18 protein-coding genes and 8 pseudogenes are annotated in these 23,645 nt (G+C 60.2%); 16 read left to right on the top strand and 10 right to left on the bottom strand.

Going from position 1 to position 23,645, the window contains the following annotated elements; genetic code table 11:
- Positions 1–2: 2 nt before the first annotated feature.
- Complete coding sequence (locus tag OKW28_RS34960) at positions 3–989, bottom strand: NAD(P)-dependent alcohol dehydrogenase (RefSeq protein ID WP_429454555.1); 987 nt, start codon at positions 987–989, stop codon at positions 3–5.
- Here OKW28_RS34960 and OKW28_RS34955 point away from each other — a divergent pair.
- Positions 939–1,061 (top strand): hypothetical protein, encoded by a 123-nt coding sequence (locus OKW28_RS34955; RefSeq protein ID WP_429402550.1) that lies wholly within the window; start codon positions 939–941, stop codon positions 1,059–1,061. The two genes, OKW28_RS34960 and OKW28_RS34955, sit on opposite strands and share 51 nt — an antisense overlap.
- On the opposite strand, the gene OKW28_RS34950 is transcribed toward OKW28_RS34955, so the two are convergent.
- The 3 genes from OKW28_RS34950 to OKW28_RS34940 form a co-directional block, all read right to left on the bottom strand.
- Positions 1,048–1,860, bottom strand: a complete 813-nt coding sequence (locus tag OKW28_RS34950; RefSeq protein WP_429452188.1) for a carbohydrate ABC transporter permease — start codon at positions 1,858–1,860, stop codon at positions 1,048–1,050. The two genes, OKW28_RS34955 and OKW28_RS34950, sit on opposite strands and share 14 nt — an antisense overlap.
- The gene (locus tag OKW28_RS34945; RefSeq protein ID WP_429452186.1) at positions 1,848–2,726 is read right to left on the bottom strand and encodes a carbohydrate ABC transporter permease; all 879 of its coding nucleotides are present in this window, start codon (positions 2,724–2,726) and stop codon (positions 1,848–1,850) included. Before OKW28_RS34945 ends, OKW28_RS34950 begins: the two co-directional genes overlap by 13 nt.
- A 107-nt stretch (positions 2,727–2,833) precedes the next feature.
- Positions 2,834–4,054, bottom strand: a complete 1,221-nt coding sequence (locus OKW28_RS34940; RefSeq protein WP_429452184.1) for an ABC transporter substrate-binding protein — start codon at positions 4,052–4,054, stop codon at positions 2,834–2,836.
- A 637-nt stretch (positions 4,055–4,691) separates the two neighbouring features.
- On the opposite strand from OKW28_RS34940, the pseudogene OKW28_RS34935 reads away from it, so the two are divergent.
- The 3 genes and pseudogenes from OKW28_RS34935 to OKW28_RS34925 all read left to right on the top strand — a co-directional run.
- A pseudogene (locus tag OKW28_RS34935) lies at positions 4,692–4,805 on the top strand (cytosine permease); the annotation flags it as partial.
- 36 nt (positions 4,806–4,841) lie between these two features.
- Positions 4,842–4,931: pseudogene (locus OKW28_RS34930) on the top strand (cytosine permease); the annotation flags it as partial.
- Positions 4,932–5,103: 172 nt separating this feature from the next.
- Positions 5,104–5,487 (top strand): hypothetical protein, encoded by a 384-nt coding sequence (locus OKW28_RS34925; protein ID WP_429452182.1) that lies wholly within the window; start codon positions 5,104–5,106, stop codon positions 5,485–5,487.
- A 225-nt stretch (positions 5,488–5,712) separates the two neighbouring features.
- Here OKW28_RS34925 and OKW28_RS34920 read toward each other — a convergent pair whose 3' ends face one another.
- Both OKW28_RS34920 and OKW28_RS34915 read right to left on the bottom strand, forming a co-directional pair.
- Positions 5,713–6,171, bottom strand: coding sequence for a hypothetical protein (locus OKW28_RS34920; RefSeq protein WP_429452180.1), 459 nt, complete (start codon positions 6,169–6,171; stop codon positions 5,713–5,715).
- Positions 6,172–6,315: 144 nt separating this feature from the next.
- Positions 6,316–6,657: a hypothetical protein gene (locus OKW28_RS34915; protein WP_429452178.1), complete on the bottom strand. Its 342-nt coding sequence runs from the start codon at positions 6,655–6,657 to the stop codon at positions 6,316–6,318.
- 16 nt (positions 6,658–6,673) lie between these two features.
- Here OKW28_RS34915 and iolB point away from each other — a divergent pair.
- Positions 6,674–7,481, top strand: a pseudogene (gene iolB, locus OKW28_RS34910) (5-deoxy-glucuronate isomerase).
- A 16-nt stretch (positions 7,482–7,497) separates the two neighbouring features.
- Here iolB and OKW28_RS34905 read toward each other — a convergent pair.
- Positions 7,498–8,493, bottom strand: a complete 996-nt coding sequence (locus OKW28_RS34905) for a LysR substrate-binding domain-containing protein (protein ID WP_429452176.1) — start codon at positions 8,491–8,493, stop codon at positions 7,498–7,500.
- Positions 8,494–8,668: 175 nt separating this feature from the next.
- Here OKW28_RS34905 and OKW28_RS34900 point away from each other — a divergent pair, with 175 nt between their 5' ends.
- The 3 genes and pseudogenes from OKW28_RS34900 to OKW28_RS34890 form a co-directional block, all read left to right on the top strand.
- Positions 8,669–9,835 (top strand): M24 family metallopeptidase, encoded by a 1,167-nt coding sequence (locus tag OKW28_RS34900; protein ID WP_429452174.1) that lies wholly within the window; start codon positions 8,669–8,671, stop codon positions 9,833–9,835.
- 90 nt (positions 9,836–9,925) lie between these two features.
- Entirely contained in the window at positions 9,926–11,311 is a 1,386-nt protein-coding gene (locus OKW28_RS34895) for an MFS transporter (protein WP_429452172.1), read from the top strand.
- Between the two features lie 256 nt (positions 11,312–11,567).
- Positions 11,568–12,161, top strand: a pseudogene (locus tag OKW28_RS34890) (IS6 family transposase); the annotation flags it as partial.
- Between the two features lie 31 nt (positions 12,162–12,192).
- Here the strand turns inward: OKW28_RS34890 and OKW28_RS34885 are convergent.
- Positions 12,193–12,471 (bottom strand): annotated as a pseudogene (locus OKW28_RS34885) (IS6 family transposase); the annotation flags it as partial.
- Positions 12,472–12,513: 42 nt separating this feature from the next.
- Positions 12,514–12,707, bottom strand: a pseudogene (locus OKW28_RS34880) (IS5/IS1182 family transposase); the annotation flags it as partial.
- Positions 12,708–12,853: 146 nt separating this feature from the next.
- Between OKW28_RS34880 and OKW28_RS34875 the strand changes: the two are divergent.
- On the top strand, positions 12,854–13,399 hold the full coding sequence (locus OKW28_RS34875) for an SRPBCC family protein (protein ID WP_429452170.1): 546 nt from the start codon (positions 12,854–12,856) through the stop codon (positions 13,397–13,399).
- A gap of 328 nt (positions 13,400–13,727) precedes the next feature.
- Here OKW28_RS34875 and OKW28_RS34870 read toward each other — a convergent pair whose 3' ends face one another.
- A complete protein-coding gene (locus tag OKW28_RS34870; RefSeq protein WP_429452168.1) occupies positions 13,728–15,044 on the bottom strand; it encodes an MFS transporter in 1,317 nt (438 codons plus the stop codon).
- A 763-nt stretch (positions 15,045–15,807) separates the two neighbouring features.
- On the opposite strand from OKW28_RS34870, the pseudogene OKW28_RS34865 reads away from it, so the two are divergent.
- The 7 genes and pseudogenes from OKW28_RS34865 to OKW28_RS34835 form a co-directional block, all read left to right on the top strand.
- A pseudogene (locus OKW28_RS34865) lies at positions 15,808–16,197 on the top strand (carboxylate--amine ligase); the annotation flags it as partial.
- Position 16,198: 1 nt separating this feature from the next.
- Positions 16,199–16,396, top strand: a pseudogene (locus OKW28_RS34860) (hypothetical protein); the annotation flags it as partial.
- 694 nt (positions 16,397–17,090) lie between these two features.
- Positions 17,091–17,543 (top strand): cupin domain-containing protein, encoded by a 453-nt coding sequence (locus OKW28_RS34855; RefSeq protein WP_429452166.1) that lies wholly within the window; start codon positions 17,091–17,093, stop codon positions 17,541–17,543.
- A 291-nt stretch (positions 17,544–17,834) separates the two neighbouring features.
- Positions 17,835–18,947, top strand: coding sequence for a LuxR C-terminal-related transcriptional regulator (locus OKW28_RS34850; RefSeq protein ID WP_429452164.1), 1,113 nt, complete (start codon positions 17,835–17,837; stop codon positions 18,945–18,947).
- Between the two features lie 180 nt (positions 18,948–19,127).
- Complete coding sequence (locus OKW28_RS34845; protein ID WP_429452162.1) at positions 19,128–20,294, top strand: acetyl-CoA acetyltransferase; 1,167 nt, start codon at positions 19,128–19,130, stop codon at positions 20,292–20,294.
- On the top strand, positions 20,291–21,808 hold the full coding sequence (locus OKW28_RS34840; RefSeq protein WP_429452160.1) for an AMP-binding protein: 1,518 nt from the start codon (positions 20,291–20,293) through the stop codon (positions 21,806–21,808). The genes OKW28_RS34845 and OKW28_RS34840 overlap by 4 nt, the downstream gene beginning before the upstream one ends.
- A 3-nt stretch (positions 21,809–21,811) precedes the next feature.
- A complete protein-coding gene (locus OKW28_RS34835) occupies positions 21,812–23,632 on the top strand; it encodes an FAD-dependent monooxygenase (RefSeq protein WP_429452158.1) in 1,821 nt (606 codons plus the stop codon).
- The last annotated feature ends 13 nt before the right edge of the window (positions 23,633–23,645 follow it).

Genomic DNA, 23,645 nt, shown 5'->3' with positions numbered 1-23,645 from the left:
GCTCAGTCCATCTCGATCTGGATCTTGACATCATTCGGGCGCCCTGCTGCCGCCTCTTCGAACGCCCTGAGGCCGTCGGCGAACGCGAACTTGCGCGAGATGAACGGCTTCACATCAATCATTCCTGAGCTGATCAGCGCCAGCGCGCGCGGGAACACATTCGCGTAGCGGAACACCGATTCGAGGCGCGCTTCCTTCGCCTGCATGGCAACGACGTCGAGCGGCACGCGGTCGACCGGCATCCCAACAAGGACCGCACAGCCACCCGGGCAAAGGAGATCAAACAGGTCATCGTAGACCATCGCGTTGCCACTCGCTTCGAACACGACGTCGGCACCCCAGCCCGCGGTGACTTCCCGAACAACATCGGCCAACCGTTGCTCCTGCACATTAACTGTCGTAACTGCGGGATTGTCGGCGAAGAGAGCCAGTTTTTCCTTGATCACATCTGCCAGAATGACGCGCGACGTGCCGCCTGCCAGTGCGGCCAGGGCCGTCATCGCGCCGATCGTCCCCGCGCCGATGACGACCGCGACATCTCCGGGTTTCATCGCAGCCTTCTTGGCGGCCTGTAGCCCGATCGACAGTGGCTCGACGATCGCGCCCTCCGCGAAGGACACATTGTCGGGAAGCCGGAAGGTGAATGCCGCCGGATGCACGACATAAGGCGTCAGGCAACCGTGGATGGGCGGCGTTGCCCAGAAGCGCACCGCAGGGTCCAGGTTGTACAGGCCGCGCATCGTCGCCGGCGAGTCGAATTGCGGAATGCCCGGCTCCATGCAAACGCGGTCGCCCATACGCAGATGCGTGACCTCGCTGCCAGTTTCGACCACCGTTCCGGACGCTTCGTGACCAAGCACCATCGGTGCTTCGACCTTGAACGGTCCGATGCGTCCGTGCGTGTAGTAATGGACGTCACTACCGCAAACGCCAACCGTATGAATCTTGATCTTGACGTCGCGAGGACCGACTTCGAGCGGCAGGTCGATATCGCGCAGCGCGAGTTGGCGCGCTTCTTCGAGTACGAGGGCTTTCAAAACTATCTCCTTACTTGCCTTTGAGCATTGAATTCAACAGCCGGCTCAGGACGCCGACGAAAATGATCGGAGGAAGCGCGAGCAGGACGGTGGAAGCATTGATCACGCCCCACGGCACCTCCTGCCCGAGCGAAGTGAACGCGGAGGCAACGACCGGCAGCGTCGCGCTTCTCGACGACGTCAAGGCGAGTGCGATCATCAGTTCATTCCAGACCAGTACGAAGCTGAACACGATGCCACCCATCAGCGTGGTTGCGCTGATCGGCAATGCAATGCGCCAGAACACCCCGTACGGGCCGTAACCGTCCAAGGTGGCGGCTTCTTCGACCTCACGCGGCAAGCGCCGAAATACCGGAATGGACAACCATGTGATGGTCGACAGCGTGACCAGCAGATAGGTCACCACCATCGACAGCTTCGTGTCATACAGCCCAACATCGACCCAGATCGCGATCAACGGGACGGCGATTGCGACCGGCGGCAGAAACCGCAGCGACAACAGAAAGAACTGAATGTCGCGCTTGCCCGGCAGGTGATAGCGTGCGATGACATAGGCCGCAGGTACGCCGAGTAGCGCGCCCAACACGACAGCAGAACCGACGATAGAAAGGCTGTTGGCGAGTCCGATGAGTACCTCGGGGCTCGATACAACCTGCCGGTAGTTGTCGAGTGTCGGCGAAAAAAAGAAGCGCGGCGTCGGCGTAACGATGTCGAGCAGGTTTTTCAACGAATTGAGAAACGCCCAGAAGATCGGAAACACGGCCACTATGGCGAGCACCGCGCCGAGCGACCAACTGGTGCTTCGCGAAATCAGTCTTCCCATTTGTTCACCCGCTTCCAGATGAAGGTGAAAATCAGCGTGGTCGCGACCATCATCAGCACGGCCATACTCGAGGCATACGAGACCTTTCCGGACAACCCGATGCCTTGCGAATACGCGTACATGTCGAGGGTTTCAGTCGTGATCCCGGGGCCGCCCTTGGTCATCACGTAGACCAGATCGAACGAGCGCAGCGACTCGACCATCTTGATGAACACCAGACTCATGATCGGCACCTTTAGCATCGGCAATGCGATATACGCGTAGACCTGCCAGGTGCGCGCATAGTCGAGGCGGGCGGCTTCGAGCGGCTCGGGCGGCAGCGTTTCAAGCAGTTTCAATATGACGACCCCGAAGAACAATCCCCACTGCCAGATATCGACGACTGCCACCGCGTACAGCGCGAGATGCGGATCGGAAAGAAAAGCCGTGTTCTCAACTCCCAGCAGACCAAGAAACCAGCTGAGAATGCCGGTGAGAGGCGAATACATGAACTTCCAGATGAAGGCCGCCGAGACTCGCGGTAGAAGCACTGGCACGATTAGCAACAGCGAAATGACGCTGCGCATCCGGCCATGCATCTGCTCGAACAGATAGATCGCAACCAGAACGCCGACCACGACCGCGCCGACCACCGTGGTGATTTCCCAGATCGCCGATACTTCGATGGAATTGAGGAACCGTCTGTCCGAGAACAGCCGGGCGAAATTGCGCAGCCAGACGTACTCGCTGTCCGGATAGCGCAGCACGCGATTTCTCAATGCGAGGTTGATTGCCGCGACAGTGGGAACTAGACCGAGGACCGCCATCAAGGCAAGAGGCGGGCCAAGAAATACGAACGGAAGGCTGGTTTTACCCCGATTGAACATTGACTTCTCCAACAACGTAGAGTCCGCGAATTCAGTGTTCCTGTGAGACCACGACTGGATCGGCGGTGCCCCTCGCAGTACAACGCGTGCTGCAAGGGGCGTGCGCGTTACTTCTTCGCGCTGTGTTCCATCGCGTCCTGAGCGTACTGAACGGCGTCGTTCAGCGTTGCCTGAACATCCGGCTGCGTACCCGTGAACACCTCCTCCAGCGCGATACCGAGGTTGTCGCCGATATCCGGCCACTGCGGGCTTGACCAGATCGTGACCTTTGTCACCGGGTTGGTATCGTTCAGGCCAGCGAGAATCTGCGGCTTGACGTGCTTCTGGAAGTAATCGCTCTTGATCGTGCTCGAGCGGTTGTAGTCGCTAAAGACGTTGTCGCGAAGGCGGGCCTGCTCCTGATCCTTGCCCGTCGCCCAGGCAATGAACTTCCCTGCCGCCTGACGCGTGCATTCGTCCTTGGCGCCGACAGAAGAAATCGCCAGGCCATGACCATAGGCAGCCGACGGCAACGGTGCCGGCGGCCTGACGTATCCCACCTTGTCCGCCACGCTAGACTTGGTCGGATCTTCCATCCAGTCGGCGAACGGCGTCGATTCGATCATGAACGCGACCTTACCGGAACGGAACGCTTCGAGCGCGTTGCTCCAGTCGTACGTCGCCGAACCCGGGGGCGCGTATTTGAAGAGATCCCGATACAGTTGCGTCGCCTTCACCGCGCCCGGCGAATTGAAGGATGGAGCTTGGCTCTTGTCGGTCCAGGTACCGCCCTCGGCGAGCATGAACGGCGCCCAGCGCCACACGTTCATGCCCGACCCGCGTTGCCCGCGTGCAACCCAACCGTACATGTTAGGCGGCGCATTGAGCTTCTTGATGTCCGCAACGAGCTCGTCGAGCGTTTTCGGCACTGGGAGATGCGCTTTCTCGAGAAGGTCACGACGGTAGAACAGGAAATCGCCTCCGCCGATCAGCGGAGCGAAATACGCGACGCCCTTATAGCTTGCCACCGCGCGCCGGCCCGGCAGGAAGTCGTCGTAGTCGGCGTCTTTCGGGTAGTACTTCAGCAGCGGTACGACCCAGCCCGCTGATGCAAACTCGGCGACGTTCGCCTCATCAACGTAATAGATCTGATAGGAACCTGCGCCCGTCGACGCGTCGAGTCGTGATTTCGAACGACGATCGTTTTCACCAAAGTAGTTGATTTCAATCTTGGTGCCGCTGCGCTTTTCATAGTCGGGCAGCGACTTCTCCATGACTGTCAGGCCGAGGCTCTTCTGGGCAAGCACCTTGAGCACGGGAACGTTGCAGGTCTGTGCCGTCGCTAGCATGGGAAGGCTTGCGCCTAGGAACGCGCAAGCTGTCAACAATTGAATTGGTTTCACTCTCGTCTCCGCTTTTGGAATGTTCTTTGGCAACGCCATACGGGCGCTGCGATTGAGAGCAGAGCAGGCGTACGGTGAGGAGAACTGTAGTGGTCGCGGCCAATGGCCAGCCACTGCAAAAGGCGGAAGCCGCTGATACTTTTTGCTCGCGCTTTGGGTGCGGCGCACAAAATGTGTCAGTGACCGAAGCGGTCCCGTAAGTGTCCACGCCGTGGAGGACGCCAGTCAGCAGGTCGCTTCGATGGCTGTTTCGTCTCGAAAGTACAGGTGACGAGTGCTGGACAGGTCTGTTCCGGCGTACATCGAACGAGTTGTGGTCGGAGTTGCTATGAAAGCGGTCATTCACGGATAGTCGTTTTCGACGGACTTGCGTGCCCGCAATGGAAGAGGACCTGCTACGCAATTCGAAGGAGTGAATGACCGCTGTACACCCGGAAGCTGCCGGTTATGCAGCGCATGATCCACCGTCCGTTGAGGGTCGATCTCAGCCAGTCCTGAATGTCAGAGCAAGTCGAAATGGAGATTCAGTTCAGACTCGCTGGTCCATCGATCGATCGCCCGGCATACCGTCCTTCAACGCTTGCTCGGCCACTCCGGTCTGGAGGTGATCTGCCAAGTAGTCATTTGGGCGCTGCACTTGCTCATCATCCAGAATGGCATTGAGACGGTGCGCAAATTCCAGGACTGCGCCGGTCCGACGGCTTCTCGTTCGGCACGGCATTCCCATGAGCGGGTGCTCGACAAAACCAAGGAGGCCGGCGTCGACGGCGAGCGGGTCCCGTTCTGGGCGCTGATGGCCGTTGGCTTGACCTGGATCGCCTACTGTGGCGATCGGCGGCGTTCTATACCTGACTACGGTGACGCTGCGGCCGCGTAACCCGGCCTCGCCGGGTCGCGCTAGAGGGTTTTCCTTCGCCTCAGGCACGGCAATAATGCCGATGGTTGGCCCTCGGCGGACATGCTAGGATTTCTTTCGAACAACTCCGGAAACTGCTATGCCGTTCATCTGCGAAAACGTTGAATGTCGCGCCGTGCTGGCTCGCGGGCAGGTCAGATCCAATCACGAGGACGAGGGGTGGTGCTTCTACTGCCCGGACTGCAAAGTCAGGAACGAGTTGAAAGATATCGGCGTACCTGGCGGTCCTGTCGAGTTGGTTCAGCCAGAAAGATCCGACCTTCCGCACAAGGTAATAGCGACTGCTCGACCATTGGAGGACGGCAGGTACGCTGCGCAATTGCGCGTTCAGAGGGCACTCGGTATGAAAGGAACGTACGCGGTCGAAGAGCACTGGGATCAGCTCGGTGTATTCCTCGACGCACAAGAGGCCTTAGCGCATGCGAAGTCTTTCGCAACAGACCTGCTGGAGCGACAGGCCTAGTCGCGAGTGGCGCGCTGGATTGCGCCATACCTATCAATGCGCGGATCTTTGCGGCAGGCCCACGACCGTAGATCCGCGCGACAGCCTGGTGCTGTACGGCGTGCATGCCGTGCAGAAAGCGATTCAGCTTTCGGTGCGCTCAAGAATCGGTATAAGCGGATACCGCACCACTCCGAATACTCCACCAAATAAGATGTGACTGGCTTGAATTCAACCGGCCTTAACTCACGATGCACCACTGGCAGCGAGCTTGACAAATAGTCTGGCTGCTTCGTTGCCATGGGACAAAGCGCGCAGTGCAAGGGAGAGCGCTAGCTGTGCGTCGTGGGAGACCGCGCTACGATCCTGATCGAAGAGCTTGACGGCGTGGCGCATATGCTGCGCCGCCTGCGTGTGAAGCTCCACGGCCGCCGCATGATGTTTTGCCACGTCCGCGGCACTTGCGCCTGAGCCGGTCGATGGAGGCGTTATTGATGGCGTATTGGCGCTGTGCGCGCCAGCGTCGTGTGCCTGATCGATCGCATGCAACGTGTGGCCATGGGCCATCATCGCCTGATGTGCGGCGTGGGCAAAGTCTTGACCGTCCTCGAAATGCCGCGACGCCTCGCGGTGATGTCGCGCGGCCTGCTCGTGGTGTGACGCCGCGGCTTCGAGATGACCTTTCTTGCTGTGCTTCGTGTTCATGCCGGCTCCTGTGCAACTTCAGGACTGACTCGGATGGCGACCGATTCGAAGACACGGTGGCGGGTCGCAACAAGATCCTAATCTACACGCCCTTGCGCCTTCTGTGGCATTTGCGTCTCGCGGAGAATCGTCGCGCTGTGGCGATCACCGCGCGGTCAGCATCCGGAGGATTTTCTGCACGATGCGCTCATGCAGCTCCAGCGCCTCATCGAGCGTACGCGCTCCGTAGCTCCTGTTGTCTCGCGCTTCCATTCCGGCGATGCGCGTCACGAACAGCGAAACCTCCCCGGTTTTCGGTTCGGACACACCTCGGAAGCGGGTCGTGACCGTCACGCCGGATTCGTCCAGCAGCGTGCGGCGGAAGATCAGTTCGTTCTCAGTCATCCAGCGCGACCACTCGCCGCGGTCGAACACCTCGACAGGCCTGCTCTTCGCATCGAGGACATAGATGCGTTTCCAGCTCGACGGGACGGAGCGTGCTTTCATATTTCAATGCGAAGGCGTGAGCAGAAAGCCGATCGCCTCCCGCCACCAGGTTTCGTCGCCGACGAGCCCCGGCTGGAAATACGTCGGCTTCGATGTTTTCGACCTGAAGGTTGGCGCCACGGTTACACAGGAGACGGGCGATCGCGAAGTCGTGGTCGTGCTCGTCAGGGGGCACGCAACAGTCGGTTGCGAAGGGCTCGCGAGCCGCGCGATCGGCGCTCGGATGTCGCCGTTCGATGGCGCGCCGTGGTCCATGTACGTGCCACCGCATACGCGCTACACGATCGTGGCCGCGGACGACGTCGAACTCGGCGTCTGCTCCGCGCCCGCGAAGGGCGGTCTGCCGCCGCGCTTCATTGCACCTGACGAGGTAAGGCAGGAAACCCGTGGCGCTGGCGCCAATCTGCGTCACATGCGCCACATCCTTCCGGAAACCGAGCAGGGAGAGCTTGCTGGTGGTGGAATCGGTGACGCCCGCAGGTAACTGGTCGAGCTACCCGCCGCGTCGGCACGATACCGACAATGGCGAGCAGCAGACCTATCTCCAGGAAACCAATTACCACCGCGTCTCGCCGCCGCAGGGCTTCGCGATTCAGCGCGTCTATACCGACGACCGCAGTCTCGACGAAACGCTCGCGGCGTACGACAAGCATGTCGTGCTGGTGCCGCGCGGCTATCACCCGGTTGCCGCCGCGCACGGCTACGACCTCTACTACCTGAACGTAATGGCCGGTCCGCGCCGCGCCTGGCACGTACATAACGAGCCGGCTCATGAATGGTTACTACAACCCGGCGCAAGGGTCGCGGTGGACGGCGCGCGCTGAGTCCCGTTGCGGTAAGTCAGTCGCTGTCGGCGTCGGGGCCTTGGGTGTCGAATCCCGCGGCCTCGCGCAGCGCTTGCAGCATCGCCCGCGCGCCCGGCGAGAGCCTGTCGCCGCGCCGTGTGACGATGCCCGCCGGTCCTAGCTTCAGATCGAGTTCGAACGGTAGCGGTTCGAGCGCACCGGCAATGCAATAAGGCCGCACCGGCTCGCGCGCAAGCGGCGCGATCATATCGCTTATCTGGAGCAGACTCGTGATGACAGGCAGCGACGAGCTCTCGACCACATCCGTCGGCAACGCGAGCTTCCGTTCGAGAAACAGTTGCGTGAACTGATTGCGCATGACGTTGCCTTTTGGCGGCAAGATCCACGTTTGCGGCGCCAGTTCGTTCCAGCTGAGAGCCTTGCGCTTGATGAGCGGGTGGCCAACGCGTGCGAACAGCGCGTGCTGTGCTTCTGCGAGCGGCGCATAGTGCAGCTCCGCAAGGTCGTCCGGATTGCGGATTCGCGCGACGATCATATCCAGCTTGCCTTCCTGCAGACGCTGCACCAGCACCTCGCTGAACTCCATCTCGATGTTGACGCGAATCCGCGGGAAGCGCTTCTTGAGCAGCGCCACCGCTTGCGGCACGAGGTTGGTGGCTGCCGTGACCTCGGTGCCGATCATCGCCTGCCCGGTCAGGCCGGCTTTGAGCGCTGACACTTCGTCGTACGCGTGCCGCAACTCCGCCAGCACGGCGCGTGCATGGCGGATCAGCACCTCGCCGTACCAGGTGGGCTCGACACCGCGCGGATGCCGTTCGAACAGCTCCACACCCATCGTCTCTTCCAGTTCACGCAGCAACTTGGTCGCCCCGGGCTGCGTCATGTGCGCGGCATTCGCCGCCCGCAATACCGAGCGATGGGTATCGAGCTGAACGATCAGGGCCAATTGACGTGTCTTGAGACGCGTGGGGTCGAAGCGGCTCGTCGCGATGGCCCCTGCGCCGGTGTCCGAATGAATGGCTGCGGTCACGATATTATCTCCACGTATTCCTTCTCGATATAGATTATGAGTTATTTTTCATTATAAAAGCATATCGATCGATTCTACTATGCAGAGGACGGCCTGCATTCCAAGGCGGGGCGAATTCCCTTCATGGGCATCGAGGCGGGCTGCATCCTGCAGCCACACAGGAGACGAAGAAGTAATGAACACTCGTACCACAGACATCCCGCCGGAAGGCATCACCACCGACGAGTTCCTCGGCCGCGTCGCCAAGGTCCGCAGCGCACTCGACAAGGCAGGGCTGGTCGGCCTGCTTGCCTTCGGCGATTGCTGGCGTGGCGCGAACATCGGCTACTTTACCGAATTCCGTCCGCTCGACGGCGTATCGGACATCGCCAACGCGATTCTGCTGCTGCCCGTGGACGGCGACCCCGTGCTGTTCGTGTCGGATCAATGCTTCGACTACGCGACGAGCGTGACCGCCTTCGAAGTGCGCAGCCTGCGTGAAGTCACGCAACAGGTGCAGGCATTTTCGGCGCGGCATCGCAGCGGCACGGTCGGCCTCGCCGGCGCCGCCTATATCCCTGCGGATCTGTTGAAGCGCCTGAACGCCGGTCTCGGCGAACTGAAACTTGAACCGACGATGGTGCTAGCCGAAATCAAGGCGATCAAGAGCGACGCCGAAGTCGCACTGATGCGCAAAGCCGCCGCCTTGACCGATTCGGCGATGGCCGCGATTCGCGATGCGCTCGTCGACCGCCGTCCCTACACCGAGCGTGAACTCGCTCTAATCGCTGACCGCGCGATGCTCGCGGGAGGAGCAGACCGGACCGCGTTCGATTCGATGGTGCAATCCGGTCCGCGCTCGGCGTATAACCTGGCGCGTCCCACCGACCGCATCCTGCAACCGGGCGACCTGATCATGACCGACATCGGTGCGCGTTATCGTGGGTACGTGGCCGATGGCGGACGCGGTTTCACCTACGGTCCGGCGAATCCCGAGAAGATGGCAATCGTCGCGGCAGCGGCGCGCGCGGTCGAAGCGGGGCTTGCCGCCGCGCGTCCCGGCATGGCGGCCATGGAACTGAATGCGGTGATCCAGCAGGCGCTGGTGAAATCGAACTACGAGCAATACTCGAGCGAAGCGCGCGGCCATGGCACCGGTCACGGCACCGGCATGGACCCGGAAGAAGAAGCGCCGTGGATCGGGCCGGGCAACAGGACCGTGCTGCAGGAAAACATGGTCTTTACCCTGAAGGCGACCATCACGGTGCCGAACGTCGGCGGTTTGCGCACGGAACGTATCGTGCGGTTGACCTCGGGCGGCGTCGAAACGCTCGACCAGTTCCCGATGGAACTGCACTGGTGAGCACAGTGAATTTATCGTAACGTGCCGGCGGACCCGCGCCGCCGACACGCAGCAGCTTGAAAACATAGATTCCCAGAGAAGGGAGGAGACATGAACACATCGCCCGTTTCATCCGGCAACGCGCCGGTTATCAGCCGTTCGGCCGTCAACCGTGTGCTGGTCGCTTCGGTGGTCGGGACCGCCATCGAGTGGTACGACTTTTTTCTCTATGCCACCGCTGCGGCACTGGTGTTCGCCAAGCTGTTCTTCCCCTCGTTCGATCCGGTGGTCGGCACCATTGCGGCGTTCGGGAGTTTTGCGGTCGGCTATCTCGCACGGCCTTTCGGTGCGGTGTTTTTCGGGCACTTTGGCGACCGCATCGGACGCAAGACGACCCTCGTCGCGACGCTGACGATCATGGGCGTCGGCACCTTCGTGATCGGGCTGCTGCCGACTTACGCCTCGATCGGCGTCTGGGCGCCGATCCTGCTGGTGGCGATGCGCTTTCTGCAAGGACTTGGCGTCGGCGGCGAATGGGGCGGCGCGGTGCTGATGGTGGTAGAAACGGCGCCGGCCAGCAAGCGTGGCTTCTTCGGCGCGTTCCCGCAATTGGGCGTGCCCCTCGGGCTGATGCTCTCGACCGCGGTGTTCAAAGCCGTGTCGAGTCTGCCGTCGGACGCGTTCTATACCTGGGGATGGCGCCTGCCGTTCCTGCTGAGCGTCGCGCTGATCGCGATCGGCCTGTTTATCCGGCTGCGCGTCATGGAATCGCCGGTATTCGAACAGATCAAGGCGAGCAAGCGAGTCGTCAAGGCGCCGCTGATCGAATTGCTGCGCCGGCATCCGAAAGACCTCGTGCTGACGATCGGCACGCGCTTCGCGGTCGATATCACCTTCAACGTGATCAACGTGTTCGTGCTGGTCTATGGCACGACGCGGCTCGGCCTGCCGCGCGGACTCCTGCTGAACGCCATCATTCTCGGCTGCGCCTTCGCGCTGATCACGCTGCCATTGTTCGGCAAACTGTCGGATCTGATCGGACGCCGGACCGTCTTCATGTTCGGGGCGGTGTTCGTGGCGATCTACGGATTCGCGTTCTTTCCGTTGCTCGAGACACGCAATCCGACCTTGATTCTCGTGGCGTACGTCTGCGGTATCGCGTTAAGCCAGGCGTCCGTGTACGGCGTGCAATCGACGTGGTTTGCGGAGCTGTTCGGTACGCGGGTGCGCTATACGGGTGCGTCGCTGCCGTATCAGATCGCCGGCATCATCACGTCAGGGCCGACGCCATTGATCGCCACTTATCTGTTCGCCACGTATGGCCAGACGCTGCCCATTTCGATCTATATCGCGGCGACGGGGTTGCTGAGCCTGGTGTGCGCGTTTTTCCTCGCCGAGACTTTCAGGCGGGATCTGTCCGCGGAGCCGGAAGATGAAGCGGCCACCGCGCTGTGTGCGCATGCGTGCGCGCATTCGCCGCGTCCTTTGTCGCGCTGAGCGCTGGTGTTCTCCATCGCATTGCTCCGTCGTTACGATGGCTACACCTTCGCACCGCGCGTACGTGCGTTCAAGACGGGATGCGCTGACGGATACGAACTGTACGACGATGGCTCGGATGACCGCAATGAGACCAGGCGGATCAGCTGCAACCCGGGCTGATAAAGGGTTGGCGGGCTAACCGTATCAAACGGTTTTGTCGCGTTAAGACGGGAGAGGTAGTATTCGAGCCTGACAAATATGCTTTGGCTGGCCGATGAAGAAGACCCAAACACCGCGAAAGACGCTTGCTGCGGGCATCACCCGAGTGCTAAAGCGCCTTCACTATCCGCTCGATGTGATGTTGCTATGCGTGCGGTGGTACGTCGCCTACTCACTGAGTTTGCGTAATCTCGAAGAAATGATGGCCGAGCGCGGTATTGAGGTTGATCATTCCACGGTGCATCGTTGGGTGATCAAGTTGGTGCCGCTGTTCGAGAAGACGCTCCGTAAGCACAAGAAGCCGGTAGGCAAGAGCTGGCGGATGGACGAAACATATATCAAAGTCAAAGGCCAGTGGCAGTACCTCTACCGGGCGGTGGACAAGGCGGGCCAAACCATCGATTTCCTGTTCAGAGCCAAGCGCGACAAGGTGGCAGCGCGGCGCTTCTTTGAAAAGTCGATCGCTCAGAACGGTGTACCCGAGACGGTAACCATCGATAAAAGCGGCTCTAATCTGGCTGCGTTGCACGCGGTCAACGCCGAGCGAGAGACGCCCATTACGATTCGTCAAGTCAAGTACCTGAATAACGTGGTCGAGCAGGACCATCGGGCCATCAAACGCATCACCCGACCGATGCTGGGCTGTCGAGTTCAATGCCGTGCTCATCGACTGCACGCTACAGCAGCCAGGGCTCGCCGCGCAGCGTCACGAACATTTCGTCGAGATGCCATGTGCTGCGCGGTTTGCGACGGGCAGTCCTGACCTGATGCGCAAAACTGGCGCCGAACTTGTCCGTCCACCGCCGGATCGATTCATGGCTGACAACCACGCCGCGCTCGAACAGTAGCTCCTCGATGTCGCGAAGGCTGAGTTGAAAGCGGAAATACCACCGAACCGCGTGGCTGATGACTGACGCCGGGAATCGATGGCCATGGTAGAGCGATTTCGTCTTCTTCATCACGTCATCTTAGCTGACCAGCGCGCTAACGTGACAACGCCGTACGGATGGATGATATGAGGGGGGCGCCCCGTCGTTGCGGGAGCGGTTCCGTCAAAGCCGAGCTCATGAAGATCAAGCTCATCGACAAAGACGTCGATTACGCGCACTGGATTGTCCTCGGACACATAGTCCTCAAGATACTCGGGCAGCAAGACAGCTTGCTTACGGTCTTTGCCTTCAATGAATCGCTTCATGTGCCCGTTCGACCTGAATGCGTTACTTCAGTTTAGGCGATCAGCGTGCGTTTTCACACAAGCTGGGTCGACGGCTACCCGATCGCCGTCCTTTCCACTCCGCCGTAAAATAGCTTCGCCTGTGACAGCGGAGAGTACAAGGCGCTATGAAAATCCGTACGCGGTTCGTCACCACAATATTGGCGGTGCTCGTCGCCATCTCGGTGCTCTTTATCCCGTTGCCGCAGCGAATCGGGTTCGACACGCGCATCGTTACGGTTGCGTCGATACAACGCCCTCCCACGGTCGTGTTCGACTATGTCACGACGCCGGCTCACTGGCCAATCTGGCATCCGTCATCGCTCGCGGTCAGCGGTTCGGTGGAACATTCGCTCGATGTGGGCGAGCAGGTAACGGAGGAATTCAGGGTGGCGGGCAGGCGTGGTCGCGCTGTGTGGACAGTCGCCGCACGTGTGCGTCCGAGCAAGTGGGTGATAGCAGGAACGATTGACGGCAGACCGGCCGGCACCGTCGCTTATTCGCTGACATCGACCATGAGCGGGACCCGTTTTGAACGTGAATTCACTTATCGCGCGCCGTCGTTGTGGTTCGCGATATTGAACTGGTCCGTGCTGCGCGCGCGGATTCAGTCTGAATCGGATACGGCAGTCTTGCGACTTAAGAGCCTTGTGGAAGCGTCGCCGCAGCGTTAGCAATGTCGCTCGGCTGGCGTTACTACGTGGCGTTTTCACGACCAGACTGAATCCTTGGGTACAAGTCTGCTAGCGGCCATTCGTGAGGGCCATCGAAGCGCAAGAGGGGCGCCATATGCGAAACCGGTTCCGAGTCAGCGCGCGGCCATGAAGAGACAGTCGTCCCTCGCTACCGGTTGAATCCGCACGCCTTGGCCGCCGTTTACAGCGTCGGAAAATCGAAAGTACGACTGCCAAGTTCCGTGCGCGTTAGGGGCATCCGAGACCACTTCGACGCCGGGCGCCGGGAATGACGTCTATCGCCTGAGCTACCGGCGACCGGCTACCGTCAAACCACTTTCGCCGAACGTTCCACCGCGCCACCGCGACGATACAGCACAAGCGTCGCGACCAGCCCGCACAACGCCGCGAAGCTCATCCAGTATCCCGGTGCAGCCTTGTCATGCGTGACCTCAATCAGAAATGTCGACACCGCAGGTGTAAATCCGCCGAAGAGCGCCGTCGCGAGACTGTATGCCAACGAAAACCCCGCCACGCGGACACTGACCGGCATCACTTCGGTCAGCGCGACGACCATTGCCCCGTTGTAGATGCCGAAGAAAAATGAGAGCCACTGCAGGACGATCAGCATCCGGAGGAAGCTCGGCGCCGCCGCCAGCCACGAAAGCGCCGGATAGGTGGTGAAAACGGCAAGCACCGTGATCCCTATCAGAAGCGGCCGGCGTCCGATACGATCCGACAGCGCACCGCCAATCGGCAGCCAGATGAAATTGGAAACGCCAACGCACAGCGTAACGACGAGACTGTCGGCGGTGCTGAGTTTCAGGACGGCCCGGCCGAACGTCGGCGTGTAGACGGTAATCAGATAGAACGTGGTGGTCGTCATCGCAACCAGCAGCATGCCGGCGAACACGATTTGCCAGTTCCCCATCATCGTCGCGAGGACTTCCTTTGTCTTCGGATGGTGCTGCCTCGCTTTGAACTCCTCGGTTTCCTGTAGCGAACGGCGCAACACGAACAGGAACGGTACGATCGCGCAGCCGATAAAGAACGGGATGCGCCAGCCCCACACACCGATACTCGCCGCGGACATCCAGCTGTGGAGTCCATAGCCGAGCCCCGCTGCAACTACAATCGCGACCTGCTGGCTTGCCGACTGCCAGCTCGTATAAAAGCCCTTGTGGCCTGGCGTCGCCATTTCAGCCAGGTAGACCGACACGCCGCCCAGTTCGGCGCCAGCCGAGAAGCCCTGTAGCAGCCGGCCGGTCAGCACCAGTGCCGGCGCCAGCATGCCGATCGTTGCGTAGCCGGGGACCGCGGCGATAAGTATCGTGCCACTCGCCATGAGCGACAGCGTCACGATCAGGCCCTTGCGACGGCCGACTTCGTCGATGTAGGCACCAAGCACGATGGCGCCTAACGGCCGCATCAGAAATCCCGCGCCGAACACGGCGAACGTCAACATCAGCGAGGCGAACTCGCTGCTCGACGGAAAAAACACCTTCGAAATGTAGGTGGCGTAAAAGCCAAACAGAAAGAAGTCGAACTGTTCGAGGAAGTTACCGCTGGTGACGCGCAAAACGGCGCCGACCTTGGAGCGGGACGGTCCGGGTGCGTCTGCCACCATGCTGGTTGAAGGGTTCATGATTACTGTCTCCTTGCGTTTGTCTGTCTGGCTTGTGAGCCGGCAGTTCCGGAGCATTTGCCTTGCTGACCTGACGGCACCGCACTTTGAAAACGAACCGCTAACAGCGTCAATCCAATCCCACCTGTGCACCGCTCTTCTGTCGCTTTTCGATTGCCGATTTCAGCAACGCCGCGCCGCGGTAGATGCCATTGCGTCTGGGGAGCGCACCATGAACGGTGACCATGCATATTCAGCATACTTCTCGACACGAACTTTCGCCATTGCCGCCGCAATCTTCCGCGCAAACTCGTGCGGAGGCGCGTACTGACAAACGCGCAATAGGCGCCGTTTGACGACTGTACGGTAGGGGTAGACGCGCTATCCGCGCAGCGCACGCAGTGCTACGCCCTGAATGCTATGCGCACGATGCTATTGAGTGCGGACTTCAGCCAGGCTGCGGACAACCCGTTCAGCCATCACGGCACGCATGAGGCGTGTCTTTGACAATCCAGAAAGTCGATAGCGAGCTGTATAAGCAGAATTATCGGTCGATCGCCAACCGCGTCTCCGACGAGTACCTCCGTATAGTGATGGTAAGGTTCGCCTCCTTCGGTCTCATAGTTGCGTAGATCGGAAAGCGCATCCTGACGGCGGTCAATCGCACGACGCGGATGCCGTTCGCCCGATGGCGACCCGGATCGGCGGGGCGATTACCGTCACGACCCTGCTGATTATCCTGTCGCGCTATGTCGAACCAGCGCTTCTCCACTGCGAGGTGATCATGCAAGTCACAGGCATGCTGCACGGAGCCAAAATGCTCCAGTTTGTCGACTTCCCGACCGCTGAAGTGCTCGGGCCCGACGCGAGCGAAGAAGAGATCCGCGCACTGATCGACAAGTACGGCCTGGTGTTCATTAAGCCGGTCTTCAAGGGGGGCGTCGGCAAGAAGGGCAAGTCCGGGCTGATCGGCAAGGCTGCTGACCTCAAGACCGCATTGAAGGAAAAGGAACGGCTGTACTTTGTCGAGCACCGCATTGGCAACGCGGTGGCCAAGGTCAACGGTGTCACCTTCGAGGCCGGTGTGCCCGCAGAGCACGAGGTCTACTTCTCGATCAGAGACTCGACGCATTTCCGTGCGCCGACGATGACGCTGACTCACCACGGCGGCATCCATGCAACGCGCGCTCGACACGATCGAGAAGCTCGGCGGCCAGCCCGTGTTCCCCGAACACCTGCGCAGCATCGCTCCAACGTCGCTGGAAGGTATCAATCTGCGCGGCACCTTCGACTTTCCGATCGCCGATTACGTGGATCGGCTCATGCCGAGCCTCATGGTGGGCGCGTCGTCACCCTCGCAGCGCGCAGGTTGAGGTCTCTGTCGACGGCCAAGCCAGGCCGTCCTGACGGCCCAATTGCAGCGACCTGCAGTTGAAACCGGCCGAACCTGTAAACCATGCTGTTTTCGGCCAAAATTAACTCCATCTGACCGTTCACACGTGCCCACATTAGCTGCTGCAAATGACGCAGATCAAAACTGTACCCCCCGCCACGGGCAGCTGACGACCCTGTAGCCGCCATCCACCGTCTCTCAACCCGGACGCCCGTTTCCCAAGCAGTCGATCGCGTGTCCCAGACGCAGCGACGGAATCGGCAGAAATGCCCGAAGGCGGAACCAATGCTCCAAGAGTTGAATCCCCGAATCCCCTTCGTCAACGCTTAGAGGACGCCGTCGCCCAAGCTACCTTCGAGCGCTCATGCGTCCAATGTTACGCCCCTCACCTCAACAGCAAATGCCCTTCCGTCACACATCCATTCGGCGTTCCGAAGAAGTACACCGAATTGCCTGTAGCGGATAACGCAAGAATTAATAGGGTTTTCCCTGATGTAATTCTGCGACTGTTTGCCTTCCACCCAGGCCAGTAAATTCGATGGAGGGTCAATGAAGAGACACGCGCTGCCCTGTGAGCCACTCACACTCTTGCGCTGGCTTTAGAGGTCGCGAAAGTTTGAGCTCGCTTTGGCGAGAACATCTGGGCACTCACCGGCTAAATCAAGGAACATTCAATGGAACACTTCAGCGGTACCCTTTCCCCCGAGGCCGCAAACGTCTCCGCAGATCTTTTAGAGAAACTCGCATACGCTACGACGGAAACAGCCCCACTAGTAGCAGGTCGCCGAACATTCTTCAATTATCGGGACCTCGGTGTTTCCGACGCCACAGACGGTCGAATGAGGGCGCAGGTGACCGTGGCGACGGGCGTGATGCAGCAGACCGGTTGGCATTACCATGTTTGCGAAACGCAGTTTATTTTCACCCTCCGAGGCTGGATAGATCTTCAGTTCGAAGATGGTCGAGTTATTCGGGTTGGCGCTGGAGAATCGCTTTATATTCCACCTGGTCTCAAACACAATGAAACGGCAATCTCGGAAGATTTCGAGTTCCTGGAAATTTCAGTGCCGGCCAAGATGGGAACAATACCGTGCGAGCCTCCTGAAGGTTTAAAGATCCTCGGCTGAATTGCACGACATACCGCTTGGCTCGAAGGCCCACTGAGACGCAGTAAGCATGACCTGAAGTCGTGCTTACCATGCAAGCTAACGGTTCTAACCAACCACGCGGCATGCGGCAGCGACAATGTTCTGCTTGTCCAGCTTTCCTTGGCGAAGCCGACGGTGCACGCAACAGAGACCGCGAAAGTCCGACGGCTGGATCGCGCCTATGCATCAGTTCAACAGGTATGATGCTTGGTATGTTCGTTACAGAAGTCGTCTGTCGGATTGACCTGTCCGGCGGCTGGAGCCCAGGCGATGAAAGGAAGGCCGAAACTGCATCTGTCGTTAAGTCCCGACGACAGAACAGCGCTCAACGACTTCGCGCAGCGCGGCGGCACTAGTCCAGCGCTGGCATTTCGCGCCCGAATCGTCCTGGCCTGTGCAGAGGGGTTGGACAATGCGGTTGTGGCCGCTCGCGTTCAGTCGACGGCGCACACAGTCTCCAAATGGCGCAGAAGGTTCATCATGGATGGCCTGCAGGGCTTGACGGATCTTCCTCGCAGCGGCGCTCCCCAAAGAATCGGCGAAGCGACGGTGGCCGCGATTGCATCTCGCAAGCCCGACGGTGTCACGGCAGTAAGCAGTGCCCGCCACGTCGCACGAGAGTCTAACGTTTCCGCCTCCACTGTCGGCCGGATATGGCAGAACATGAACAGGCCGGTAAAACGATCCGGATCCCACGGACAATCTCGTACCGCACCTCCTTCTGCTGGATCCGAAGTCGTTTCCATAAAGGCGGCGCCCACCGTCAACCAGGAAGGACAGGGTTCCAGTGATGACAGACTGGCTACCGACGTGGGTTCCGGTGAGTCGCCGTATCTGCTTGACGATCTTGCGCAGGCGTTTCGCATGGCACCCGTTGGCCTGCTCCTGTCCAGGCAGCGAGTCATCGTGTCTTGCAACTACACGTTCGGTGAAATATTTGGGTGTGCGCCCAACCAACTGGCTGGACGCTCGCTGGAATACCTCTACCCCTCCCAGGACGAGTTTCGACACATCGGCGAGCGCGCATGGCTGGTGATGAAGGAGACGGGCTTCTATTCCGATGAGCGCATCATGCAAAGGCTTGATGGCAGCCCGTTCTGGTGCCACGTTTCCGGGCGCTCAATGAACCGCAACGATCCATTTGCAACTGCGATTTGGGCATTCGAGGATATTTCGTCGGTCCGTCGGGTGACCCGCGACCTGACTCGGCGCGAGCGCGAGGTCGCGCAACTGCTGGTGACGGGAAAAAGCAGCAAGCAGATCGCGCGCGAGCTGCAAATTAGTCATCGAACGGTTGAAGCACACCGTGCCCGGCTTATGCGCAAGTATGCAGCCATGACGACGGGAGAACTGATCGGCAAGCTACTCGGGCGCGATCGGTGACCTTCTGCACCACCTCTGCGCCACATTGCCACGTTGTAAGTTCTATGCCCGGAGAAACGCGGATTAATGAAAGGAAGTTAGGACGCATCTTACCGGTGTTCACCCTAATGTAATTCGACGACTGCCCTCTCGGTGATGACGCGGGTAAATTTCCCAAATGCACACTGACGGGAGAACGCGATGGGAGTGGCGATTGTAGGCTGGGCGCACTTGCCGTTTGGCCGATTCGACGGCGCAAGCCTTGAGGATCTGATCGTGCGGGCCGGCCGCGAAGCCGTGAAGGATGCGGGCCTGCAAGGCGAAGAAATCGACGGCACGTGGCTGGGCAATTTGAATGGCGGTCTTGTCCCGGACATCTTCGCTTCGTCACTGACGCTCAATTGCAGCGACGGGCTGCGATGGAAGCCGGCGGTGCGTGTTGAGAACGCCTGCGCGTCGGGTGCCGCCGCAATTTACTCGGCATGCGATGCGATTGAGGCGGGCCGTGCGCGTACCGCGCTGGTAATCGGCGCCGAAAAGATGACCGATGTATCCGGCGAAGATGTTACGCGCATTCTTGGTAACTGCGCATACTCGGGCGAGGCGGGAAATCCGCCCGGGGGCTTCCCGGGAATCTTCGCCTCAATCGCGCAGGACTATTTCGCGGAGTACGGAGACCATTCGTCGGCGCTCGCGCGTATAGCCGCAAAAAATCACGCGAACGGCGTCGACAATCCGTGGGCGCATATGCGGCGAGATCTCGGCTTTGAGTTCTGCAATACCGTATCTGAAAAAAATCCGATGATTGCGCCACCGCTGCGCAAGACAGACTGCTCGCTAATCTCCGATGGCGCTGCGGCACTGGTGCTTGCCTCGAGCGATGCGGCCGCCGATTTTCCTCGTGCGATATCGATTCGTTCCCGTGTGCAGGTCAACGACTATCTGCCGCTGGGGCGCCGCCATGCTGCGTCGTTCGAAGGTCCGAAGCGTGCCTGGCGCGGCGCACTCGAGCGTGCCGGTTGCGCGGTTGACGACCTGTCGTTCGCCGAGGTTCACGATTGCTTCACGATCGCTGAGTTGCTCAGCTACGAAGCGATGGGCCTGGCCGCTGCTGGCCAGGGCCATCGTCTTATCGAAGAAGGGGTCGTTGCCCGTAGAGGGCGACTTCCGGTCAACGCTTCTGGCGGGCTCAAAGCGAAAGGCCACCCGATCGGCGCCACGGGCGTGTCCATGCACGTGATTGCTGCGATGCAATTGACCAATACAGCAGGCGCAATGCAGGTTCCCGATGCCTCACTCGCCGGCGTCTTCAACATGGGAGGCTCCGCGGTGGCGAGCTATGTCAGCATTCTGGAGCGCAGCCGATGAACATCGCCCGGTGGCTGCAGCGCACGGCAGCGATCTTTCCCAAGCGGCTCGCGGTTCTGCACGGCGACGAACCCTGGCTCGAATACGGGCAACTTGCGACACGCGTGGCGGCGCTAGCGGGTTTCCTGAACGAGCAATGCGGCGTACAGCCCGGTGCTCGGGTTGCCATCTACTCCGCCAATCGTCCCGAATATCTGGAGGTGCTTCAGGCCATCTATTGGGCAGGTGCCGTTTCCGTGCCTGCTAACTGCAAGCTGCATCCCAGAGAGTTGGAGTACATCCTGGATGACGCCGGGGCCGACGTGCTGTTCGTTTCGAGCGAGTTGCTGTCGACATTGAGCGACCTGCAATGCGGTAAGCGGCGCTGCGTCGTGTTCGGCTCGGACGAATACCTGCATGCGGTCGAATATGCACCGACCGACCTGCATCACCGTCAGCCCGACGATCTCGCGTCGTTGTTCTACACATCCGGAACAACTGGGCGACCGAAAGGCGTCATGCAAACTCACCGGAACCTGATGGCGATGACCGCGTGCTATTGCATTGACGTGGACGATGTCAGCCCCGAAGACGCGATGGTCTACGCAGCGCCGATGTCCCACGGGGCCGGACTTTACCACTATGCGTACATCTTGCGCGGCGCGCGTCACGTGGTGCCGCGGTCGGGTGGATTCGAGCCCGAGGAGCTTGCTGCTCTGGCTGCGCGTGTCGGACCTCTCGCTATGTTCGCCGCACCGACGATGGTCAAACGGCTTGTCGATCACTTCCGCGCGGTCGATGCCGATCCCGCCGGCTTCAAGACGATCATCTATGGCGGCGGACCGATGTACGTGAATGACCTGCAGCAGGCCTTGGAAGTGTTGGGTCCGCGCCTCGTGCAAATCTATGGGCAGGGCGAAAGCCCGATGACAATTACCGCACTCGGACGTCACCATCTCTCAGACCGGAAGCATGCTCACTGGTTGGCCCGTGCCGCTTCGGTGGGTGTCGCACAGTCGCTCGTCGAAGTCGACGTCGTGGCGCGAGATGGAAGCTCCGCCCCGAAAGGAGAAACAGGCGAAGTCGTTGTGCGCGGCGCCGCCGTCATGCCTGGCTACTGGAACAATGCGTCCGCTACGCGCGACGCGATCCGCAACGGCTGGCTCTACACGGGCGATACCGGCAGTCTCGACGAGGACGGGTTTCTCACGCTGAAGGACCGATCGAAGGACCTGATCATTTCGGGTGGCTCCAACATCTATCCGCGAGAGGTAGAGGAAACGTTGCTGGCTCATCCGTCGGTGTCGGAAGTGTCGGTAGTGGGACAGCGAGACGACGAATGGGGTGAGGTGCCCGTGGCTTTCGTGGTGCTTCACGCGGGCCGTCAAACGACCCGCGACGAACTGGACGCCTCGTGTGTGCAGCACATTGCACGCTTCAAGCGCCCGAAACACTACCGGTTCACCAATGAGTTGCCAAAAAACAGTTACGGCAAGGTATTGAAAACGGAGTTGCGCGCCCGGCTCGGCCAGTAGCCGTTGCGCAAGCTTCTGAGGATGAGGAGAGCAATCTTGAAACAAGTCAATGTACCGGTACTGATCGTCGGTGGAGGCGGTTGCGGGCTGAGCACATCTATTTTTTTGGCCAACCTTGGCGTTGAATCGCTGCTGATCGAGAGGCACCCGCAGCAGTCGCCGATGCCGAAGGCGCGGTACCTGAATCAGCGCACGATGGAGGTGTTCCGTCAATACGGCCTTGCCGACGCCATCTACGCGCGCTCATTGCCGATCGAATACGTCAGCAAGATGCGCTGGTGCACGAGTCTGGGCGGCGATCGCCCTTGGGACCGCAAGACGCTTTACGAACTCGAAGCCTGGGGCGGCGGTTCCCTGGCGTCTACTTATCAGAAAGATAGTCCGTGCCAGAGCACCGTTTATCCGCAAGTGCGCCTTGAGCCGCTGCTCAAGGCGCATTCGGAGCAGATGGGTGGTGCGCAGATGCGCTTCGGTCACGAGTTGCTGTCGATCGAGCAATGCGAGACCGAGGTCATCGCGACCGTGCGTGACCGTATCGCTGACGAAACCTATCAGGTTCGCGCTCAATACGTCGTCGCTGCCGACGGTGGAAAATCGGTCGGTCCGTGCGTCGGTGCGCGTCTTGAAGGTACGCCCGAACTGCTGGAGATGGTGACCGTCTACTTCGCGGCAGATCTGTCGGCTTATATCGACGACGACAACGTCAGCACGTTCTGGTTTGCGAATCCCGAAGGCGACACTAAAGCATGGGGTAGCGGCGTGCTGGGTAAGTTGGGCCCGACGCGGTTCGACCGTCGCTCAGAAGAATGGATGTTCCACTTCAGTTTCAAGCCCCGCAGCAGCGAAAATTACGAGGCGGCTACGCTCGTGCCGCGCATCCGCGCATTGTTGAAGATTCCTGATCTCGACGTTAGCGTGCTCAGCGTCGGCAAGTGGATCGTGCAGGGTGTGCTGGCTGATCGCTATCGGTTTGGCCGCGTTTTTCTGGCAGGCGATGCCGCACATAGACATACGCCCACGACGGGGCTCGGCCTGAACTCAGCCGTGCACGACGCACAGAATCTGGCATGGAAACTGGCTGCCGTGATTCGGGGCCGGGCCGGAGCCGGGTTGCTTGATAGCTATGAGAGCGAACGTCGCCCGGTCGCCGAGCGCAACGTCCACTGGGCACTGTTCACGTTCGGAAATTATCAAGTGACGAATGCAGCCATCGGAATCGTGCCGGGCGATCCGCAGGGCAGCGAGGCAAACTTCAAGGCCTTGCTCGCCGAGGGCGACGACGCAGAGGCACGACGTGCCCGATTCAACGAACTGATGAAGGTGCACCGGACAGAATATCAGGCGCATGACCTCGAAATCGGCATCCGGTACGACAGGGGTGCGCTCGTCAGCGACAACACGTCGCTTCCGCCCCGCGACCCGCTGGGCCAACGCTTCGTTCCGACCACGCGCCCCGGCCATCGCATCGCGCACGCGTGGCTCGCGCGCGGCTCGCAGAGAATTTCCAGCCTTGATCTCGCACGCGTTGATCGCTTTGTGCTGATTACCGGGTGCCCCGACGTCTGGGAAACGGCGGCACGAAAAACTACCGACACGCTTGGTATGCCTGTTGATGTGGTCGTCATCGCCGAGGACGCACAACTAAGCGATCCTTCGGGCGAATGGCGCAACGTACGCGAAATCGAGGATGACGGCGCGATCCTGCTGCGCCCGGATCAGCACGTCGCGTGGCGCTGTGCAACCGCTCCAGTAGGTGTCGATCTCGCGCAGTGCCTGACGGACGTGCTGGCACAAGTCATCGATCGCGCCTCCGTGCTGGTCTAACTACGACAGATAG

The organism is Paraburkholderia sp. 40 (assembly GCF_050434105.1).
Classification (GTDB): domain Bacteria; phylum Pseudomonadota; class Gammaproteobacteria; order Burkholderiales; family Burkholderiaceae; genus Paraburkholderia; species Paraburkholderia tuberum.
Note: the sequence above shows the minus strand (reverse complement) of the source record. Positions and strands in the feature narration are given on the sequence as shown.

What these genes read in the sequence shown, in the direction of transcription:
- OKW28_RS34895 (WP_429452172.1), top strand. Translation starts at nt 9,926, where the DNA reads ATGAACACATCGCCCGTTTCATCCGGCAACGCGCCGGTTATCAGCCGT.
- OKW28_RS34875 (WP_429452170.1), top strand. Translation starts at nt 12,854, where the DNA reads ATGAAAATCCGTACGCGGTTCGTCACCACAATATTGGCGGTGCTCGTC.
- OKW28_RS34900 (WP_429452174.1), top strand. Translation starts at nt 8,669, where the DNA reads ATGAACACTCGTACCACAGACATCCCGCCGGAAGGCATCACCACCGAC.
- OKW28_RS34915 (WP_429452178.1), bottom strand. Translation starts at nt 6,657, where the DNA reads ATGAAAGCACGCTCCGTCCCGTCGAGCTGGAAACGCATCTATGTCCTC.
- OKW28_RS34950 (WP_429452188.1), bottom strand. Translation starts at nt 1,860, where the DNA reads ATGGGAAGACTGATTTCGCGAAGCACCAGTTGGTCGCTCGGCGCGGTG.
- OKW28_RS34925 (WP_429452182.1), top strand. Translation starts at nt 5,104, where the DNA reads ATGCCGTTCATCTGCGAAAACGTTGAATGTCGCGCCGTGCTGGCTCGC.
- OKW28_RS34845 (WP_429452162.1), top strand. Translation starts at nt 19,128, where the DNA reads ATGGGAGTGGCGATTGTAGGCTGGGCGCACTTGCCGTTTGGCCGATTC.
- OKW28_RS34920 (WP_429452180.1), bottom strand. Translation starts at nt 6,171, where the DNA reads ATGAACACGAAGCACAGCAAGAAAGGTCATCTCGAAGCCGCGGCGTCA.
- OKW28_RS34945 (WP_429452186.1), bottom strand. Translation starts at nt 2,726, where the DNA reads ATGTTCAATCGGGGTAAAACCAGCCTTCCGTTCGTATTTCTTGGCCCG.
- OKW28_RS34940 (WP_429452184.1), bottom strand. Translation starts at nt 4,054, where the DNA reads ATGCTAGCGACGGCACAGACCTGCAACGTTCCCGTGCTCAAGGTGCTT.
- OKW28_RS34870 (WP_429452168.1), bottom strand. Translation starts at nt 15,044, where the DNA reads ATGAACCCTTCAACCAGCATGGTGGCAGACGCACCCGGACCGTCCCGC.
- OKW28_RS34855 (WP_429452166.1), top strand. Translation starts at nt 17,091, where the DNA reads ATGGAACACTTCAGCGGTACCCTTTCCCCCGAGGCCGCAAACGTCTCC.
- OKW28_RS34850 (WP_429452164.1), top strand. Translation starts at nt 17,835, where the DNA reads ATGAAAGGAAGGCCGAAACTGCATCTGTCGTTAAGTCCCGACGACAGA.
- OKW28_RS34840 (WP_429452160.1), top strand. Translation starts at nt 20,291, where the DNA reads ATGAACATCGCCCGGTGGCTGCAGCGCACGGCAGCGATCTTTCCCAAG.
- OKW28_RS34955 (WP_429402550.1), top strand. Translation starts at nt 939, where the DNA reads ATGAATCTTGATCTTGACGTCGCGAGGACCGACTTCGAGCGGCAGGTC.